Source organism: Streptomyces sp. NBC_00829, assembly GCF_045161795.1.
Classification (GTDB): Bacteria; Actinomycetota; Actinomycetes; order Streptomycetales; family Streptomycetaceae; genus Streptomyces.
On record NZ_CP108867.1, the window covers coordinates 2,373,029 to 2,392,228 of the forward strand.

Genomic DNA, 19,200 nt, shown 5'->3' on the forward strand with positions numbered 1-19,200 from the left:
ACGACCGTCCAGCGGTGATTAAGAACCGGCCAGTCATGCAGCTGAGGAGCTCCCCGATCGGTACTCTCCCGGCGTCATTCCGAACCACTTGCGGAAGGCGAGGTGGAAACCGACGGCGCTCAGGTACCCCACGCGCTCGGGGACGGCCGACTGGGGCAGCGAGGTCTCGCCGAGCAGCCGGGCCGCCTCCTGCATCCGCCGCCCCGTCAGATGGCGCGCCGGCGCCTCCCCGACCAGTTCACGGAAGGCCGCCGTGAACGCGGAGCGGGACATGCCCGCCTCGCGGGCGAGCGACTCGATGGTCCACGGTTCGGCGAACCGGGTCGCGATGATCACCATGGCCCTGCTGATGCCGGGATTGCGCAGTACGGGCAGGGCGGAGGGATTGCGGGCGAGTTCGCGCAGCAGCGGGCGCAGCGCGAGCACGAGCGCCATCTCGAACGTGCGCAGGGTGATCAGCCGGTCGCCGGGGCCGACAGGGCGGTCGGTGGTGGCGAGCAGACGCAGCGTGTCGCGCAGCAGCGGCTCCTGGTCGACCTGTGAGCGGTCCAGTACCAGTGCCCAGGGCAGGGCCTTGTACAGATGGGTGGCCGCGGACGCGTCATAGTGCAGTCCGGCGCAGAGCAGCCTGCTCTCCGGGCCGTCACCGTCGATCCTGATCTCGCCGGAGGTGCCCGGGGCACGCTCCGGGAGCACGGCCGCGAGCGCGACGCCCCGCCGGTCGGGCTGGTCGGAGAGCCGGTGGGCCGTGCCGGTCGGGAACAGCGCGAGGTCGCCCTCGTGCAGTTGGAGCGGCGTCTGGTCCTCGGCGGTGATCCAGCATTCGCCCTCGGTGATGAAGTGCAGTACCGCACAACTCTGTTCCGCGTCGCCCTCGATGGCCCAGGGAGCACTGACGCGCCAGCGACTGTCGAAGACCCCTGTCAGGCGCAGGGGTTTGAGCAGCTCGCTGAGGAGATCGTCGCCTTCGCTGTCCGTCGGTTCCATTGGACGATCCTTCAACCCCCGCCCCGTTTTGTTAATTGATCGGCCGAAGCCGCCGAGGCGAGCCTGGAAGAGCCGTTCACGGCAGCAGACACACCCTATCGAAGGGCTCATCAGACTTATGTCCGATCACATTCCGATGCGCGTAGCGGTCGTGGGGGCGACCGGGTTCCAGGGCGGGGCGATTGCCCGCCTGCTCGCCGAACGGCACCATCGCGTCCGTACGCTGAGCCGCAAACCCGAGGCGGACCGTCCTGAACTGCCCGGCGTCTGTGTCACGGGCGGCGATCTGGGGCGCTACGAGGACGCCCGCCGACTCTTCGCGGGTGCCACGCACGCGGCGGTCGTGATGCCGCTGGTCTACCAGGCCGAGAAGGTCATGCGGTACGCCCAGCACATAGCCAAGGCCGCCCGCGAGGCCGGCCTTGGCCGACTGGTCTACAACTCCAACACGCGCATCCCCGACCGGACGACGAATGTCGCGGCCTTCGAGACGCGCCGGCTGGCGGAGACGGTGTTCCGCGAGAGTCTGGCCCACAGCGGTGTCGAGGTCGTGGCGGTCCGTCCGCCGGTGTACCTGGACAACCTCTTCAGCCCGTGGAACGGCCCGGCCCTGGTGAACGAGGGCGTGCTGGCCTACCCGCTGCCGGCCGACGCCCCGACCGCGTGGATCTCGCACCGGGACATGGCGGAGGCGGTCTGCGCGGCACTCACGATGGAGGGGGTGGCGGGCCGCACCTTCGACATCGGCGGGGCGCGGACGCTGACGGGTGATGAGCTGGCGGTGGCGTTCGGGCGGGGGCTGGGGCGCGAGATCCGCTATGTGCACCTGGAGCCGCGGGTGTTCGAACAGGGACTCGCGCAGACTCTGGGCGCGGAGTCGGCGGCCGGGATCGCCGGGATCTACCACTACATGGCCAACGGCCTGGAGCCGGACCTGCTGGCGGGCGACGAGGGAGCGACGGCGGCGGTGCTCTCGGTGAAGCCGGCGCCGGTGGACGAGTGGGTCACCAGGCAGCCGTGGCAGATGTGGTCGGGGGAGCAGTCATGAGCGCGCGGACCGAACCGAGCTGGGGCTAGACCCTGCCCCGTAAGGACGTTCGTTTGGATCAGGACGCGAGCCCCGCGAGATCCAGAGATTGCCCTGGATGTACTGACCTGGAGACCTTGCCGCCGGCCGGGGGCGCCGCGCCGACCTGAGAGAGCACCGGGCGCCGGCGCCGCATGTGCCGCTTCTCGGAAGATTGAGGACACGCCCGAAGGGAACCCGGGCCCCGACGCAGCGAGCGTCGGGGCCCGTCGTGTTGGTCGCCGTGTCTTGTGCAGTCACCTACGTCCGAGTAGTTAACACCCCACCGGATTGCCCACCCGAAGCCCATGGGAAGGCTCATCCGGTACGCAGGCGATCGCAGCCCTCTCACGATTTCTTCCGCCCACCCGAGTGAACGCGGACAGGAGCGGCCATGCCCGTAGCCCGCCAGTCGTCGACTGAGCAGTTACAAAGAACACCCAACCCTCGTAAAAATGCACAACCAGCTCAATCCGCCCTGCCCGTACAGCCCTCAGGTGATCCCATGATCGGTCGCATCCCCGTCCTGCACGTGAGTCCCCAAGTCGACTGCGGGAGGAGGCCCGCCAAAGCCGTGACCGGTGAGACCTTCCAGGTCGCCGCCACCGTCTTCCGTGAGGGACACGACGCGGTCGCCGCCAACGTCGTCCTGCGCGACCCGAAGGGACACCCGGGTCCCTGGACTCCCATGCGGGAGCTCGCCCCCGGCACCGACCGATGGGGCGCCGACGTCACCCCGGACGCCGAGGGGCGCTGGACCTACATCGTCGAGGCGTGGAGCGATCCCGTCGCCACCTGGCGGCACCACGCCCGGATCAAGATCCCCGCCGGTATCGACACCGCTCTGGTGCTGGCCGAGGGGGCCGAGCTGTACGAGCGGGCCGCCGCCGGGGTACCCAAGAACGACGGCCGCGAGGCCGTGCTCGCCGCGGCCGACGCCCTGCGCGACGAGGAACGGTCCGCCGCGGCCCGCCTCGCCGCGGCTCTCGCCCCGGACGCCACCGACGCGCTCGCCCGTCACCCGCTGCGCGAACTGGTCACCTCCTCACGTCCGTTGCCGCTCGTCGTCGAGCGTCGGCGCGCCCTGTTCGGCTCCTGGTACGAGCTCTTCCCGCGCTCCGAAGGTGCTGTCGTCGAGGAGGGCGCGCCCCCCAGGTCCGGCACGTTCCGGACCGCCGCCGAACGGCTGCCCGCGGTCGCCGCGATGGGCTTCGACGTGGTCTATCTGCCGCCCGTGCACCCCATCGGCACCACCCACCGCAAGGGCCCGAACAACTCCCTCTCCGCCGGTATGCACGATGTCGGCGTCCCCTGGGCCATCGGCTCCCCCGACGGCGGCCATGACGCGCTCCATCCGGATCTGGGCACCTTCGAGGACTTCGACCACTTCGTGGAGACGGCCCACGGCCTGCGCATGGAGGTCGCCCTGGACTTCGCGCTCCAGTGTTCACCGGACCACCCCTGGGTGGAGAAGCACCCCGAGTGGTTCCACCACCGCGCCGACGGCACGATCGCCTACGCGGAGAACCCGCCCAAGAAGTACCAGGACATCTACCCGATCGCCTTCGAGGCGGACCTGCGCGGTCTGGTCAACGAGACCGTGCGGGTGCTGCGCTTCTGGATGGAGCACGGCATCCGGATCTTCCGCGTCGACAACCCGCACACCAAGCCCGTCGTCTTCTGGGAAAAAGTGATCGCGGACATCAACCGCTCCGACCCCGACGTGCTGTTCCTCGCCGAGGCGTTCACGCGTCCGGCGATGATGCACACCCTCGCCGCGATCGGCTTCCAGCAGTCGTACACCTACTTCACCTGGCGTACCACCAAGCAGGAGCTCACCGAGTACCTCGGCGAGCTCTCCGGGGACGCCGCCTCGTACATGCGTCCCAACTTCTTTGTGAACACTCCGGACATCCTGCATGCCTCTCTCCAGCACGGCGGCCGCCCCGCCTTCGAGGTGCGGGCTGTGCTCGCCGCGACCCTGTCGCCCTCCTGGGGCGTCTACGCGGGCTACGAACTATGCGAAAACACCCCGCTGCGGGACGGCAGCGAGGAGTATCTGAACTCCGAGAAGTACCAACTGCGGCCGCGCGACTGGGAGGCGGCGGAGCGCGAGGGCCGCACCATCTCGCCTCTGATCACCGCCCTGAACCGGATCAGGCGCCGTCATCCCGCGCTCCAGCAGCTGCGGGACATCCATTTCCACCCCACCGACAACGACGCGGTGGTCGCGTACTCGAAGTCCGCCGAGGGCCCTTCGGGTACGAACACCGTGCTCGTGATCGCCAACCTCGACCCCCACCACACCCAGGAGGCCACGGTCTCGTTGGACATGCCGCACCTCGGCCTGGACTGGCACGAGAGCGCACCGGTGCGCGACGAGCTCACCGGCGAGACCTATCACTGGGGCAGAGCCAGCTATGTGCGCCTAGAGCCGGGCAGCACGCCCGCGCACATCGTCGTTCTGCGACCGTCCCCGCCGATCGGAGGGTCACCCACATCATGATCGTCAATGAGCCCGTCCACGACACATTCGAGGACACGCCGGTCAAGGACCGCGATCCCGACTGGTTCAAGCGGGCCGTCTTCTACGAAGTGCTGGTGCGGTCCTTCCAGGACAGCAACGGAGACGGCGTAGGCGACCTCAAGGGCATCACCGCCAAGCTGGACTATCTGCAGTGGCTGGGGGTCGACTGCCTCTGGCTCCCGCCGTTCTTCAAGTCCCCTCTGAGGGACGGCGGTTACGACGTCTCGGACTACACAGCGGTCCTTCCCGAGTTCGGTGATCTCGCCGACTTCGTGGAGTTCGTGGACGCGGCACACCAGCGCGGAATGCGCGTCATCATCGACTTCGTCATGAACCACACCAGCGATCAGCATCCGTGGTTCCAGGAGTCCCGCAGCGACCCGGAGGGGCCGTACGGCGACTACTACGTCTGGGCCGACGACGACAAGCAGTACCAGGACGCCCGGATCATCTTCGTCGACACCGAGACGTCCAACTGGACCTTCGACCCGGTGCGCAAGCAGTACTACTGGCACCGCTTCTTCTCCCACCAGCCCGATCTCAACTACGAGAACCCGGCGGTGCAGGAGGAGATCGTCTCGGCCCTGCGCTTCTGGCTCGATCTGGGCATCGACGGCTTCCGGCTGGACGCGGTGCCGTATCTGTACCAGGAGGAGGGGACCAACTGCGAGAACCTCCCGGCCGCCCACTCCTTCCTCAAACGGGTGCGCAAGGAGATCGACGCGCACTACCCCGACACCGTGCTCCTCGCCGAGGCCAACCAGTGGCCCGAGGACGTCGTCGACTACTTCGGCGACTTCTCCGCCGGGGGCGACGAATGCCATATGGCGTTCCACTTCCCGGTGATGCCCCGGATCTTCATGGCCGTGCGGCGGGAGTCGCGCTATCCGGTCTCCGAAATCCTCTCCAAGACCCCGGCCATCCCGCAGAACTGCCAGTGGGGCATCTTCCTGCGCAACCACGACGAGCTCACCCTCGAAATGGTCACGGACGAAGAGCGCGACTACATGTACGCGGAGTACGCCAAGGACCCGAGGATGCGCGCCAACATCGGCATCCGCCGCCGCCTGGCCCCGCTGCTGGACAACGACCGGAACCAGATCGAGCTGTTCACGGCGCTGCTGCTGTCGTTACCCGGATCACCGATTCTGTACTACGGCGACGAGATCGGGATGGGGGACAACATCTGGCTGGGCGACCGCGACGCCGTGCGGACCCCGATGCAGTGGACCCCCGACCGGAACGCGGGATTCTCCTCCTGCGACCCCGGCCGGCTCTATCTCCCCACCATCATGGATCCGGTCTACGGCTACCAGGTCACCAACGTCGAGGCGGCGATGGCCTCGCCGTCGTCGCTGCTGCACTGGACCCGGCGGATGATCGAGATCCGCAAGCAGAACCACGCCTTCGGACTCGGCTCCTACACCGAACTGCCGTCCTCGAACCCGGCCGTGCTCGCCTTCACCCGCGAGTACAAGGACGATCTCGTGCTCTGCGTGCACAACTTCTCACGGTTCGCGCAGCCCACCGAACTCGATCTGCGGTCGTTCAGCGGACGGCATCCGGTGGAGCTGATCGGCGGGGTCCGCTTCCCCGCCATCGGCCAGTGGCCCTATCTGCTGACGCTCGCGGGCCACGGCTTCTACTGGTTCAGGCTGCGCAAGGAAGCAGCCGCCATCTGACCCACTGATAACGAGACGTACCTCCCGCGGGGCGGTTTCCCCCGCCCCGCACCGGGCACTCTCCCCTTCATCCCCGCGCGCCGCCGGACAGCCACTGCTGTAATCCGGGACACTCTGCGCATACAGCGCCATTGGAGTGCATCTCGGGGAAAGGACGCGATGCCATGTCGGAGGCTGCATCCACCCGGACTCCCGTCGCTCTTCTCCCGTCCCTCGCGCCCCTGTTGCTCACCTGGCTGCCACGCCAGCGCTGGTTCGCCGGCAAGGGACGCCCCGTCACCGGCTTCTCGCTCGTCTCCGCGACGGAGCTGCTGCCCCTGGAGGCGACGGGTCCCGCGCTGCTGCATCTGCTCGTACGGGTCCAGCAGCCCGGGCTTCCCGCCCCCTCCTCGCAGGACTGCTACCAACTCTTACTCGGCGTACGCGAGACGCTGCCGCCGCATCTCGCACCGGCGCTGATCGGCCATGTGACCGAAGGCCCGCTCGCCGGGCGTACCGTCTACGAGGGCCTGTACGACCCGCGTCTGGCGGAGCTGATCCTGGAGCGGCTGCGCACCCCCGGGGCGCTCGGTCCGCTGCGCTTCGACCGCTTCGGCAAAGGCCCGGTGATCGGCGGCGCCCTCGCCGCCCGCCCGCTGGAGACGGAGCAGTCCAACTCCTCCCTGGTGTACGGCGATGCGTACATCCTCAAGTTCTTCCGCCGGGTCCATCCCGGCACCAACCCCGATCTTGAGCTGCCGCTCGCGCTCGCACGCGCCGGCTGCGGCCGGGTGCCCGCGCCCGTGGCGTGGTACGAGGCCACCTCCCCGGAGCCGTACACCCTCGGCGTGCTGCAACCGTTCCTGCGGGGCTCGCAGGACGGCTGGCTGCTCGCCCTCGACTCGCTGGCCCGGGGACGGTCCTTCTGTGAGGAGGCCCGCGCGCTCGGCCGGGTCACCGCCGAGGTGCACACGGCGCTCGCGGACGCACTGCCCACCGTGATGCTGCGCCGGCCGCAGACAGAGCACCTGGCGGCGGCCATGACGGCTCGTCTCGACACCGCGGCGCAGGCGGTGCCCGCGCTCCTGCCGTATGTACCGCGACTGCGCGCCGCCTTCGACACGGTCGCCGCGCTGGGCGCGCGGGGCCGTGCCTGGCGCGCCCAGCGCGTCCACGGCGACCTGCATCTCGGTCAGACGCTCCGCGGCGGCGCCCACCACGGCGCGGACCACTGGTCGGTCATCGACTTCGAAGGCGAGCCCGCACGCCCGCTCGTCGAACGCCGCAGGCCGCAGCCCCCGGTCCGCGATGTCGCCGGAATGCTGCGCTCCTTCGACTACGCGGCCCGCACGCACCGCCCCTGGAACCCTGCCTGGGCCGAGCGCTGCCGCACGGCGTACTGCGAGGGCTACGCCGAGGCCGCGGGCGCCGATCCACGCACCGAACCCGAACTGCTGCGTGCCTACGAGACGGACAAGGCCGTGTACGAGGTCGTGTACGAGGCCAGGCACCGCCCCGACTGGCTTCCGGTGCCGATGGCGGCGATCGACCGCCTGGCCGCACTGAGCTGATTCCCCACCGCGCCTAGGAGGCCGACCCCCGTGACCGCCCGACCCCCGTCCCGCAATTCCTCCGACTCCGATGCGCGCCGCCGAGCGGCCGATGCCGGTGCCGGTGCCCGCAAGAAGAGCACCGCGCCACGGCGGGCCGGCGGCAGCCACGGTGTGCGGGCCACCCGACCGCTCACGGACGGGGACCGGGAGCGGCTGCTGACCGGCTCCCACCACGATCCGCACTCCCTGCTGGGAGGACATCTGCTGCGGGGCGGCGTCGAGATGCGTGTGCTGCGTCCCTACGCGCAGTCGGTGACGGTCCTCGCCAAGGGACTGCGGGCCGAACTGCACGAGGACGGCGACGGATTCTTCTCCGGGGTGCTGCCGATGCGCACCGTCCCGGAGTACCAGTTGCTCGTCACGTACGAGGAGGACGGGCCCGGGATCGAGGTACACGATCCGTACCGCTTTCTGCCCTCGCTCGGCGATCTCGATCTGCATCTGATCGGCGAGGGCCGGCACGAGGAGCTGTGGAAGGCGCTGGGGGCGCAGCCGATGACGCACCAGGGCGTCACGGGCACCCGGTTCACCGTGTGGGCGCCCGACGCCCGGGGCGTGCGGGTCGTCGGCGACTTCAACTACTGGGACGGCACCGGGTATCCGATGCGCTCGCTCGGCTCGACGGGCGTGTGGGAACTGTTCCTGGCCGGCGTCGGCGAAGGCGCGCTGTACAAGTTCGACATCACCCGCCCGGACGGCTCGCACACCCTGCGCGCCGATCCGATGGCGCGGCGCACCGAAGTGCCGCCCGCGAACGCGTCGATCGTGACCGAGTCCCATCATGTGTGGCGGGACGAGGAGTGGATGGCGCACCGCGGCGACCGGCCGGTGCACGAGGCGCCGTTCTCCGTCTACGAGGTGCACCTCCCCTCCTGGCGTCCGGGCCTGACCTACCGCCAGCTCGCGGTCCAACTGCCCGCCTATGTAAAAGACTTGGGCTTCACCCATGTGGAGCTGATGCCGGTTGCCGAGCACCCTTTCGGAGGGTCCTGGGGCTATCAGGTCACCGGTTTCTACGCCCCGACCGCCCGCATGGGCACCCCCGACGACTTCCGTCATCTGGTGGACGCCCTGCACCGGGCGGGCATCGGGGTGCTCGTGGACTGGGTGCCCGCGCACTTCCCGAAGGACGACTGGGCGCTGGCGGAGTTCGACGGCCGCCCGCTGTACGAACACGAGGACGCGGCCCGTGCCGCGCACCCCGACTGGGGCACGCTCGAGTTCGACTACGGCCGCAAGGAGGTGCGCAACTTCCTCGTCGCCAACGCCACGTACTGGTGCGAGGAGTTCCACATCGACGGGCTGCGCGTCGACGCCGTCGCCTCGATGCTCTATCTCGACTACTCCCGCGAACAGGGTGAGTGGACTCCGAACGAGCACGGCGGCCGGGAGAACCTGGACGCCGTCGCCTTCCTCCAGGAGATGAACGCCACGGTGTACCGGCGCTGCCCCGGCGTGATCACCATCGCCGAGGAGTCCACGGCCTGGGACGGAGTCACGCGCGCCACCCACCATGTGGGTCCCGGCGGCTTCGGCGGCCTCGGCTTCGGCCTGAAGTGGAACATGGGCTGGATGCACGACTCGCTGGGCTATGCGACGCACGAACCGGTGCACCGCAAGTTCCACCACAACGAGATGACCTTCTCGATGGTGTACGCGTACAGCGAGAACTACGTCCTGCCGATCTCGCACGACGAGGTGGTGCACGGGAAGCGGTCGCTGGTGGGCAAGATGCCCGGCGACTGGTGGCAGCAGCGCGCCAACCACCGGGCCTATCTGGGCTTCATGTGGGCCCACCCCGGAAAGCAACTCCTCTTCATGGGACAGGAGTTCGCCCAGGGGGCGGAGTGGTCGGAGGGCCATGGGCCGGACTGGTGGCTGCTGGATCCCTCGTACGCCGCGGAGGCGGACCACCGCGGTGTACGGGACCTGGTGCGCGAGCTGAACACGGTGTACGGCGCCACTGCGGCGCTCTGGCAGAAGGACACGGATCCGGCCGGCTTCGCCTGGGTGGACGGCGACGCTGCCGAGGACAACGTCTTCGCCTTCCTGCGCTACGACTCCTCGGGCGCGCCGCTGCTCGCCGTCAGCCACTTCTCCCCCGTGGTGCGCCATGAGTACCGCCTGGGAGTGCCCGACACGGTCCAGGCGTGGACGGAGGTCCTCAACACCGACGCGGCACGCTTCGGCGGCAGCGATGTGCTCAATCCGGACCCGCTGAAGCCCGAGTCGGTGCCCTCGCACGGCCGGGGGACGAGCATCCAGCTGACGCTGCCGCCGCTGGCCACGGTGTGGTTCAGGCCGGTCTGACAACTCCCAGCCGCTGGGTGGCCCGGGTGAGCGCCACATACAGGTCGTTGGCGCTCATCCGGTCGGGGCCGACGACAAGGACGGTGTCGAACTCCAGGCCCTTCGCCTGGCGGGGATCGACGAGGACGACGGGCCGGGACAGATCCAGCGGCCCCTCGCCCCGGGACAGCCCCCGCAGCTCGGCATGGAGTTCACACGGGGCGATCACGGCGAGCCTGCCCTCCTCGGGCGCCTCCTCGGCAGCGAGCCGGGCCACCTCCCCCAGTGGCAGCGTGCGCTCCCAGGGCTTCACCCCCGTCGAGCGGATGGAGCGCGGCGGCTCGAACGCGGGGTCGCAGGCCCGGCGCCGTTCGGAGGCGTACTCCATGATCTCGGCGGGCGTGCGGTAGTTGACGCCGAGCCGCGCCAGCTGCCAGCGGTCCTGCACATACGGTTCGAGGATCTCCTGCCACGAGTCGCAGCCCGCCAGGTCGCCGGTCTGCGCCGGGTCACCGACCAGGGTCATCGAGCGGGTCGGGCAGCGCCGCATCAGCAGCCGCCAGGCCATGGCCGACAGCTCCTGCGCCTCGTCCACGATGATGTGCCCGAAGGCCCAGGTACGGTCGGCGGCGGCGCGCTCGGCGGCGCTGCGGTGGTCGGCCTCCTCCTGGCGCTCGGCCATGCGCTCGGCGTCGATGATGTCGTGCGCGGCGAGCACCTCGGACGCGTCTTCGTCGATGTCCTGCTTGTCCTCGAACTCGTAGGTGCGCGAGGCGTACGAGACGTCGAGGACGCCCTGGGCGTAGGCGATCTGCCGCGCCCGCTCGGCCTCTGAGGCGGCCAGGGCCGCGGAGTCGTCCTCGCCGAGGAGCTCGGCAGCCTCGTCGAGGAGCGGCACGTCGGCGGCGGTCCACGCGGCGTCGGCGCGCCGGATCAGCGCGGCGTCGTGCTCGGTCAGATGCGTGGGTTCCTCCAGGTACCCGGCGAGGAAGGTCTGCGGGGTGAGCGGCGGCCACAGCGAGGCGATCGCGGCGTGCACCTCGGCGCTGGCGGCGATGCCCTTGCCGAGCTGGGCGATGTCGTCGGGGCCGAGGAAGTTCGGGCCGCCGTAGGGGTCGGCGCCGATCCGGTCGGCGAGCTGGGTGGTCAGGTCGTCGATGATCCGGAAGACGAAGTGCGGTCGGGCCAGGTTGTGGGGCAGACCGGTCTCGCGGGCCTTGTGCCGGGCTTCGACGGCCATGTCCCAGTCGAGCAGGAGCTCTCCGTCGTCGTGAGGAATCACGATCGGGGCGTGCTTCTCGGGCACCTGCTGACGGTCCCGTACCGCCTCGGCCAGCACGCCGGCCATGTCCGCGCGGCCCTTGACTGCCGCGGCGGCGGGGCTGTCCGTGCCGGTGGCGGTCACCCCGGGGAAGAGTTCACCGACGGTCGCCAGCAGCACGCCCGTCTCACCGAGCGAGGGCAGCACCTCGCCGATGTAGCCCAGGAAGGCCGGGTTGGGCCCGACGATCAGCACGGCCCGCTTGGCCAGCTGCTCCCGGTTCGCGTAGAGGAGGTACGCGGCCCGGTGCAGCGCGACCGCGGTCTTCCCGGTGCCGGGCCCGCCCTCGACGACGAGCACTCCGCGCTGGGGAGCGCGGATGATGTGGTCCTGCTCGGCCTGGATGGTCGACACGATGTCGCCCATGCGGCCGGTACGGGCGCTGTTCAGCGAGGCGAGCAGCACCTCGTCGGCGTCGTGCGACTCGTAGCCGGTGCGGGTGGAGTCGGCCAGATCCATGATCTCGTCGTGCAGTGCCGTGACGTTACGCCCGTGGGTGGTGATGTGCCTCCGTCGGCGCAGGCCCATCGGTTCGAATCCGGTCGCGAGATAAAACGGCCGCGCGACCGGAGCCCGCCAGTCGATCAGCATCGGAGTTCGTTCCGCGTCGTCCCGGCGGATTCCCGTGCGGCCGATGTGGTGCATGACTCCGTCACGCCGGTCGATCCGCCCGAAACAGAGTCCGGAGTCCGCCGCATTCAGCGCGGCGAGCGAGGCGGAGTGCTCGGCCACGCCGACATCGCGTTCCACACGCGCCTGAAGACCGGTGCTGACCTGCGCGATCGTGGCATGCATGGCTGCTTCGGCCTGCTCCCGGAGTGCGTCGATGCGCTCGTAGAGCAGGGAGACGAATTGCTGTTCATTCTGCAATTCCTCGGTTGACAATTCAGCTCCTGACGCGATATGGTGCCACCACTCGGCTTTTCCGCACCCACCCTGTCGAGCACGGATTCACAAACATCCAATATACGCAGACAATTACCCCGGCCGTCAATTCGGTAGCGGGGTATTTTTCTGCCGTGACCGACAACCTGGGCCGTGCCCCTGACGCGGCGGGCAGACGCGGAACATGTCGAACACACCCCGGCGGGACGACCCCTCGCCGACCTGGAGCGCGTACGGGAGCGACCGGCGCTGCGGGGCGCACGACCGGCGCTCCAGCGGCCGGACCGTGCCGCGCCTTCCACGGCACGGACGGCTCGCGAACGGCTCGCGAACGGCTCACGAACGCCCCGGCTCCGCCGCTGAACCACGGGACGAGCCGGCGGCGCTGACGACCGGGCTCGCGTGCGTGGACAAGTCCCGCGGAGCGCGGCACGGCACAGCACTTCTCGGGCTTCACCCGGTGGCGGCCACTGCTGAGCGATTCCGCCCGGAAAGACGCGTGTGACCTTCTGACGGTCGCCGAGAAATCGCCACAACAAGACCCACCGCCACGTAAAAGATTCGAAAAGGGTGCGAGAAACGCTCGGCGGCGACGATCGAGTGGTCTCAACTTGGCAGAGCCTTTTTCATCAGGTCGAAACCTTTCTTCGCCCACGGGAGCACGCGGGCACGGCTAGTCCAACCGGGTGATCCGGCATTGTGGCCACCTTCAATGTTCTGCAAAGCTTGCGCCACAAAAACGAAAGCAGCAGCTCCTGCTGCCTTTCGCGTACTCCTGGAGGGTCCATGCATTACGGGCGCACTCTGCGCGAAGCAATCTCGAATTCCGAAACCACCCCCCTCATCGGAATTTACGACATGTATTCCGCGTCCATCGCGGCGAACCACTACAACGGATTCTTTGTTTCCGGATTCGGATTCGCGGCCTCGCACTACGGCCTGCCCGACATCGGTTTCATCGCCTGGCCGGACATGGTCGCTTTCGCCGAGCGGCTCCGCCTGGCATTTCCCCGGCACCACATGGTGGTCGACATCGACGACGGCTATGTCGATCCGGAGGTCGCCTGTCATGTCGTGCAGCGCCTGGAGAGGATCGGCGTCTCCGGGGTGATCCTGGAGGACCAGAAGCGTCCCCGTCGGTGCGGCCACGCCGACGGCAAGCAGGTGCTTCCGCTGGAGGAGTACCTGGAGAAGCTGAACCTGGTCCTGGAGAGCCGCAGCGACCTGGTCGTGGTGGCGCGCACCGACGCCGTCGAGGAGTCCGAGATCGTGCGCCGGGCCGCCGCGCTGGCGGAGACGGACGCGGACGTCGTCCTGGTGGACGGGGTGCGCAGCGTCGAATGGATCCGCAAGATCCGAGGCGTCGTCGGCGACAAGAAGCTGATGTTCAACCAGATCGCCGGCGGCAAGTCGCCCCGGCTCTCGCTCCCCGAGCTCACCGAGCTCGGCATCGACGTGGCGATCTACAGCACGCCCTGTCTGTTCGCCGCGCACACGGCGATCGACTCGGCTCTGACCGATCTCAAGAATGCGGACGGCCGCCTCCCCGACACCACCCGCGGCGCGGCGGAGGTCGGTGTCCGGGGCTCCACGGAACTGCTGGAGAGGAACATCAGCAGGCACCACGGTCGCCAGCGGCCCGTGTCCGTCTGAGCGTTCGTCCTCCCCCTTTCCCGGTCCGGCGACTGCCAGGAGTAACCGCAGTATGCGTATGTCCAGCAAGAACACTTTGGTCGCAGTCGCCGCCGGGCTTCTGCTCGTCGCGCCCGCGGGGCACGGAGCGGCGCACGCGGACGACGAGGATTCGACGGCACAGAATTCGGCCCCAGCCGTTCAGCGGCCTCCCGTTCAATTGGTGCCGGTGGGGCTCAATCTCGTCCTGATCGACAATTCCGGGGCCGATTCATGGCTGGAGGTCGACCGTACCGCCAATTCCCAGTCCGGAACCGGGACGGCGGGCAGCGACCATGAAGGGGAATGAGGCAGGCAGGCGCCGCCCCTGGCGGATCGTCGACCCGTATGTGGCTGCGCTGCTGGGGACGGTCGCCTTCGCCGCTGTCCTGCCCGCGGGGGGCCGGGCCGGGGAGGGGGTGGCGCTGGCCTCCGACATCGCCATCGGCGTGCTGTTCCTCCTCTACGGGGCGCGGCTGTCGACGCAGGAGGCGGTCGGCGGACTGCGCCAGTGGAAGCTCCATCTGGTCGTGCTCTCGGCCACGTTCGTCCTGTTCCCGCTGCTGGGACTCGCGGCGCGGCTCTGTGTGCCGCAGCTGCTCACCGAGCAGCTCTACACGGGGGTGCTGTTTCTGTGCGTGGTCCCCTCCACCGTGCAGTCGTCGATCGCCCTCACCTCCACCGCCCGGGGTGACGTTCCCGCCGCGATCTGCGCGGGAACGTACTCCAACCTGCTGGGGATGGCGGCCACCCCACTGCTGGCGGCCTGGCTGATCGGCTCACAGGCCGCCTTCACCGCGGAGGGACTGCTGCGGATCACACTCCAGCTGCTCGTGCCGTTCGTCATCGGTCAGCTGCTCCACCCCAAGCTGGGAGGGTTTCTCTCCCGGCACCGGCGCAGGCTCACCCTCCTGGACCGTGGCTCGATCCTGCTGGTCGTCTACACGGCCTTCAGCGCGGGCATGGAACAGCACGTCTGGCAGCGCGTCACACCGTTGCGGCTGCTCGCCGTCGTACTGGTGGCGGGCCTGCTGCTCGGCACCGCGCTGGCGGCGACGGCGTTCGCGGGCCGACGTCTGGGATTCGGCCGCGGGGCGCGCGTCGCGATCGTCTTCTGCGGGGCGAACAAGAGCCTCGCGAGCGGGCTGCCGATGGCGGCCGTGCTGTTCGGGACCGAGGCGGGTCCCGTCATCCTTCCGCTGATGCTCTTCCATCAGCTGCAACTGCTGCTCTGCGCGGTCATCGCGAACCGCTGGCCCGACGAGGCCGGTGAGATCCGTGAGGACGGTCAGGGCGGTGAGGCGGGCAAGATCGGCGGGATCGGCGTGGTGGCGGTGGCACCGTCCGGCGCGGCCCGTGCGGACGGGGAGATCACCCCGAGCCCGGCGCCCCTGCCGAGGGGCGGCCCCGCGGCAGCACCGGAAACGGTCTGACAGTACGGGGGGTGCGGCTGTCGGACGATGTCCGCTGGAGCAGCCGGCCGCGGACACCTTCTGGCGATCAGCCGCTGAAGCGGCTCACGTAACGGCGCTGCCAGGGCGTTTCGACGGCGTGGCGGTCATAGTGGCGCCGTACGAACTCCACCGCCTCCTCGGCGGGCACCCCGTCGAGGACCGCGAGAGCCGCCAGCGCCGTACCGGTGCGCCCGCGTCCGCCGCCGCAGGCGATCTCGACGCGCTCCTTCACGGCGCGCTCCCACGCCTCGCCGAGGACCCTGCGGGCCTCCGCCCGGTCGCTCGGCAGCCGGAAGTCCGGCCAGCGCAGCCAGCGGGTCTCCCAGGGGACGTCGGGCGGCTGCCTGCCGAGCAGATAGACGCCGAACGCGGGGGCGGGCCCGGCCGGAAGGGGGTGGCGAAGGGCCCGGCCGCGGACGAGCCGCCCGGACGGGAGCCGCAAAGTCCCGGGGGCGGACGGCAGCCAGGTCTCGCTCACCCCCTCACCGTATCGGCCAAGGCCGCATACGACGGCCCGCCCTCCGCCACGGGGGAGCGGAGGACGGGCCTGCACAGGGGCGCGGGCGCCGGGGGTGTATCAGACCTTTGCGGGCACCTCGCTGCTCTCGCGCTGCTCCGGCACATCGGCGTCCGCGTCCGCGTCCTCGTCCGACGCCAGCCGGCTGTGGTCGTCGAGCAGGGTCTTCTCGTCGAACGGGATCCGCCCGGCCAGGACCTCGTTCACCCGCGGCTTGTCGATCTCCTTCGTCCAGGTCCCGATCAGGACCGTGGCCACGGCGTTGCCCGCGAAGTTCGTCAGGGCGCGCGCCTCGCTCATGAAGCGGTCGATGCCGACGATCAGGCCGACGCCGTCGACCAGGTCGGGCCGGTGCGACTGCAGACCGCCCGCCAGCGTGGCCAGCCCGGCGCCGGTGACGCCCGCCGCGCCCTTCGACGCCACGAAGAGGAAGAGGAGAAGTGTGACCTGTTCCCCGATCGACATGGGGTCGCCCATGGAGTCGGCGATGAAGAGCGACGCCATCGTCATGTAGATCATGGTGCCGTCGAGGTTGAAGGAGTAGCCGGTCGGGACGGTGATGCCGACCACCGGCTTGCTCACGCCCAGGTGCTCCATCTTCGCGATGAGGCGCGGGAGGGCGGACTCGGAGGAGGAGGTGGAAAGGATCAGCAGGAACTCACGGCCCAGGTACTTGAAGAGCGTGAAGATGTTGAGGCCCGCGACCAGCCGCAGCAGCGTGCCGAGCACGATGAAGACGAAGAGGAAGCAGGTCACGTAGAAGCCGAGCATCAGGACGGCGAGGCTCTTGAGCGCGTCCAGACCGGCCGAGCCGGTGACGGCGGCGATCGCGCCGAAGGCGCCGATCGGGGCGGCCCACATCACCATGGCGAGGATGCGGAAGACGAGGCGCTGGATGTGCTCGACCCCGCGCAGCACCGGCGTGCCGGCCGGGCCCATGGCCTGGAGCGCGAAACCGGCGAGCACCGCGACCAGCAGGGTCTGAAGGACTTCGCCGGTGGTGAAGGCGGAGACGATGGTCGTCGGGATGATCCCGAGCAGGAATTCGGTGGTGTCCTTGGCCTCGGCCGACACCTGGCCGTGGCCGGCCTCCTTGACCGCGTCGGTCAGTGCCAGGCCGTCGCCGGGCTGGAGGATGTTGCCGACGACCAGGCCGATGGTGAGCGCGACCATCGACATCGCCAGGAAGTAGCCGAGCGCTATGCCGCCGACCGCGCCGACCTTGGCGGCCTTTCGCACCGAGCCGATGCCCAGCACGATCGTGCAGAAGATGATCGGCGAGATCATCATCTTGATCAGGTTCACGAATCCGGTGCCCAGCGGCTTGAGCTCGATGGCGAACTCAGGGGCTGCCAGGCCAACGGCGATGCCCAGCACGACCGCGATGATCACGGCAATATAAAGATAGTGGGTCCGGTCCCGCCTGACGGCTCCAGTAGCCACGGGGTCCTCCTTGTTCGTTTGCCATCCATGTCCCTATGGATGCCGCGACTATCGCCCACCCTGTGACCCCGGTCACCCTTACGTGCGTTTCGTTCATACGAAATCGGCCAGGCAGACTTGCGTCATGCGCATACCTCGCCCTCGCAGCCTCGCCGGCCAGCTCTTCGCGATGCAGGTCGTGCTGGTCGCGGCGATCGTGGCGGGCTGCGCGCTCTTCGCGTACTTCACCGACCGGTCCCAGGCCGAGGAGGCGGCGCGGCTCCAGTCCAAGGCCGCGGCGGCGGGCGCCGCGCACTCCCCGTCCGTCGTCGCGGCGGCGCGTTCCGCCGACCCGTCGCCGCGGCTCCAGCCGTACGCGGAGGCGCTGCGCAAGGACGCGGGCGTCGACTTCGTGGTGATCATGGCGCCGGACGGGACGCGCTGGACGCATCCCGAGCCGGGCCAGATCGGCAAGACGTATCTGGGCCATATCGGCCCGGCCCTCACGGGGAAGATCTACAGCGAGACGTACGAGGGTGTGCTCGGCGTGTCGGTGCGGACGGTGGTACCGGTCTACGACCGCGGCCGGATCACCGCTCTCGTCAGTGCCGGGATCACCATCCAGGAGATCAGCCAGCAGGCCCGCAAGCAGGTCACGGCACTGGTCTGGGTCGCGGGCGCCGCGCTCGCACTGGGTGGTATCGGCACATACGTGATCAACGCACGGCTGCGGAGGCATACTCACGGCATGAACGCGGCCGAGCTGAGCCATCTGCACGACTACCACGAGGCCGCTCTGCACGCGGTGCGCGAGGGACTGCTGATGCTCGACGGACGGCGACGGATCGCCCTGGTCAACGACGGGGCACGCGAACTGCTGGGGCTCGGCGACGACTCGGTCGGACGCCCGGCGGCCGAACTGGGCCTCCCGGCACCGCTCACCGGGGCGCTGCTGGCGGCCGAGCCGCGGGTCGACGAGGTCCATCTCACCGCCGACCGGGTCATCGTGGTCAACACCAGCCCGGTCGTGGGCGGCGAGCAGCGCGGCACCATGGTCACCCTCCGGGACCACACCGAACTCCAGGCACTTTCGGGCGAGTTGGACTCCGAGCGCGGCTTCACGCAGGCCCTGCGCTCGCAGGCCCACGAGGCGGCCAACCGGCTCCATACCGTGGTGTCGCTGATCGAACTCGGCCGGGCGGACGATGCGGTCGACTTCGCCACGGCGGAGCTGGAACTGGCGCAGGCGCTGACCGACCGGGTCGTCGGCGCGGTGGGCGAACCCGTGCTGGCCGCGCTGCTGCTCGGCAAGGCGGCCCAGGCGAACGAGCGCGGTGTGGAACTGGTCCTCGCCGAGGACAGCCGCATCGACGACCGTGTCCTGCCGCCGTCGCTGCCGGCTCGCGACCTGGTGACCATCCTGGGCAACCTCATCGACAACGCCGTCGACGCGGCGTCCGAGTCGGCGGCCGGCCGGCAGCCCGTGGACGGCTCTGTGCGTCCACTGCGCGCCAGGGTCACCGTCACCGCCCGCGCGGACGACGACGAGCTGCTGCTGAAGGTCGCGGACACGGGCAGGGGCATCGCCCCTGCCGACGCGGACGAGGTCTTCCGCCGCGGCTGGTCCACCCACGGCGCGGGCCGGGGCCTGGGCCTGGCCCTGGTCCGGCAGGCGGCCAACCGCGGCGGTGGCACGGTCGTCCTGGCCGAGGGCCCCGACGGCGGCGCGGAGTTCACGGTCCGGCTGCCGCTGCACACGGCGAAGGTGCGCCCATGACCCCGCCCCC

Annotated in this window: 13 protein-coding genes; 9 read left to right on the forward strand and 4 right to left on the reverse strand. The window is 69.6% G+C overall.

Going from position 1 to position 19,200, the window contains the following annotated elements; all coding sequences use genetic code 11:
- Positions 1 to 33: 33 nt before the first annotated feature.
- Positions 34 to 987, reverse strand: a complete 954-nt coding sequence (locus tag OG293_RS09735; protein WP_405998372.1) for an AraC family transcriptional regulator — start codon at positions 985 to 987, stop codon at positions 34 to 36.
- Between the two features lie 136 nt (positions 988 to 1,123).
- On the opposite strand from OG293_RS09735, the gene OG293_RS09740 reads away from it, so the two are divergent.
- The 5 genes from OG293_RS09740 to glgB all read left to right on the forward strand — a co-directional run bounded on the left by OG293_RS09740 (position 1,124) and on the right by glgB (position 10,164).
- Entirely contained in the window at positions 1,124 to 2,035 is a 912-nt protein-coding gene (locus OG293_RS09740; protein ID WP_405998373.1) for an SDR family oxidoreductase, read from the forward strand.
- A gap of 523 nt (positions 2,036 to 2,558) precedes the next feature.
- Positions 2,559 to 4,559, forward strand: a complete 2,001-nt coding sequence (locus OG293_RS09745; RefSeq protein ID WP_405998374.1) for an alpha-1,4-glucan--maltose-1-phosphate maltosyltransferase — start codon at positions 2,559 to 2,561, stop codon at positions 4,557 to 4,559.
- On the forward strand, positions 4,556 to 6,262 hold the full coding sequence (gene treS, locus OG293_RS09750; protein ID WP_405998375.1) for a maltose alpha-D-glucosyltransferase: 1,707 nt from the start codon (positions 4,556 to 4,558) through the stop codon (positions 6,260 to 6,262). The genes OG293_RS09745 and treS overlap by 4 nt, the downstream gene beginning before the upstream one ends.
- Before the next feature lie 164 nt (positions 6,263 to 6,426).
- Positions 6,427 to 7,812 carry a maltokinase N-terminal cap-like domain-containing protein gene (locus tag OG293_RS09755; protein ID WP_405998376.1) on the forward strand — a complete coding sequence of 462 codons (1,386 nt, stop codon included), beginning with the start codon at positions 6,427 to 6,429 and terminating at the stop codon, positions 7,810 to 7,812.
- Positions 7,813 to 7,842: 30 nt separating this feature from the next.
- Entirely contained in the window at positions 7,843 to 10,164 is a 2,322-nt protein-coding gene (gene glgB / locus OG293_RS09760) for a 1,4-alpha-glucan branching enzyme (protein ID WP_405998377.1), read from the forward strand.
- Here glgB and OG293_RS09765 read toward each other — a convergent pair.
- Positions 10,151 to 12,349 carry a HelD family protein gene (locus OG293_RS09765; protein WP_405998378.1) on the reverse strand — a complete coding sequence of 733 codons (2,199 nt, stop codon included), beginning with the start codon at positions 12,347 to 12,349 and terminating at the stop codon, positions 10,151 to 10,153. The two genes, glgB and OG293_RS09765, sit on opposite strands and share 14 nt — an antisense overlap.
- 786 nt (positions 12,350 to 13,135) lie before the next feature.
- Between OG293_RS09765 and OG293_RS09770 the strand changes: the two genes are divergently transcribed.
- The 3 genes from OG293_RS09770 to OG293_RS09780 are packed head-to-tail and all read left to right on the forward strand — an operon-like array spanning position 13,136 to position 15,453.
- Positions 13,136 to 14,002, forward strand: coding sequence for an oxaloacetate decarboxylase (locus OG293_RS09770; RefSeq protein WP_405998379.1), 867 nt, complete (start codon positions 13,136 to 13,138; stop codon positions 14,000 to 14,002).
- Between the two features lie 58 nt (positions 14,003 to 14,060).
- Positions 14,061 to 14,330, forward strand: a complete 270-nt coding sequence (locus OG293_RS09775) for a hypothetical protein (RefSeq protein WP_405998380.1) — start codon at positions 14,061 to 14,063, stop codon at positions 14,328 to 14,330.
- On the forward strand, positions 14,317 to 15,453 hold the full coding sequence (locus OG293_RS09780) for a bile acid:sodium symporter family protein (RefSeq protein WP_405998381.1): 1,137 nt from the start codon (positions 14,317 to 14,319) through the stop codon (positions 15,451 to 15,453). The genes OG293_RS09775 and OG293_RS09780 overlap by 14 nt, the downstream gene beginning before the upstream one ends.
- A 67-nt stretch (positions 15,454 to 15,520) precedes the next feature.
- Here the strand turns inward: OG293_RS09780 and OG293_RS09785 are convergent, their stop codons facing one another.
- Both OG293_RS09785 and OG293_RS09790 read right to left on the reverse strand, forming a co-directional pair.
- On the reverse strand, positions 15,521 to 15,952 hold the full coding sequence (locus tag OG293_RS09785) for a protein-tyrosine phosphatase family protein (protein ID WP_405998382.1): 432 nt from the start codon (positions 15,950 to 15,952) through the stop codon (positions 15,521 to 15,523).
- Between the two features lie 99 nt (positions 15,953 to 16,051).
- A complete protein-coding gene (locus OG293_RS09790) occupies positions 16,052 to 17,434 on the reverse strand; it encodes a cation:dicarboxylate symporter family transporter (RefSeq protein ID WP_405998383.1) in 1,383 nt (460 codons plus the stop codon).
- Positions 17,435 to 17,558: 124 nt separating this feature from the next.
- Between OG293_RS09790 and OG293_RS09795 the strand changes: the two genes are divergently transcribed.
- Positions 17,559 to 19,190, forward strand: a complete 1,632-nt coding sequence (locus OG293_RS09795) for an ATP-binding protein (protein WP_405998384.1) — start codon at positions 17,559 to 17,561, stop codon at positions 19,188 to 19,190.
- Positions 19,191 to 19,200 lie beyond the last annotated feature (10 nt).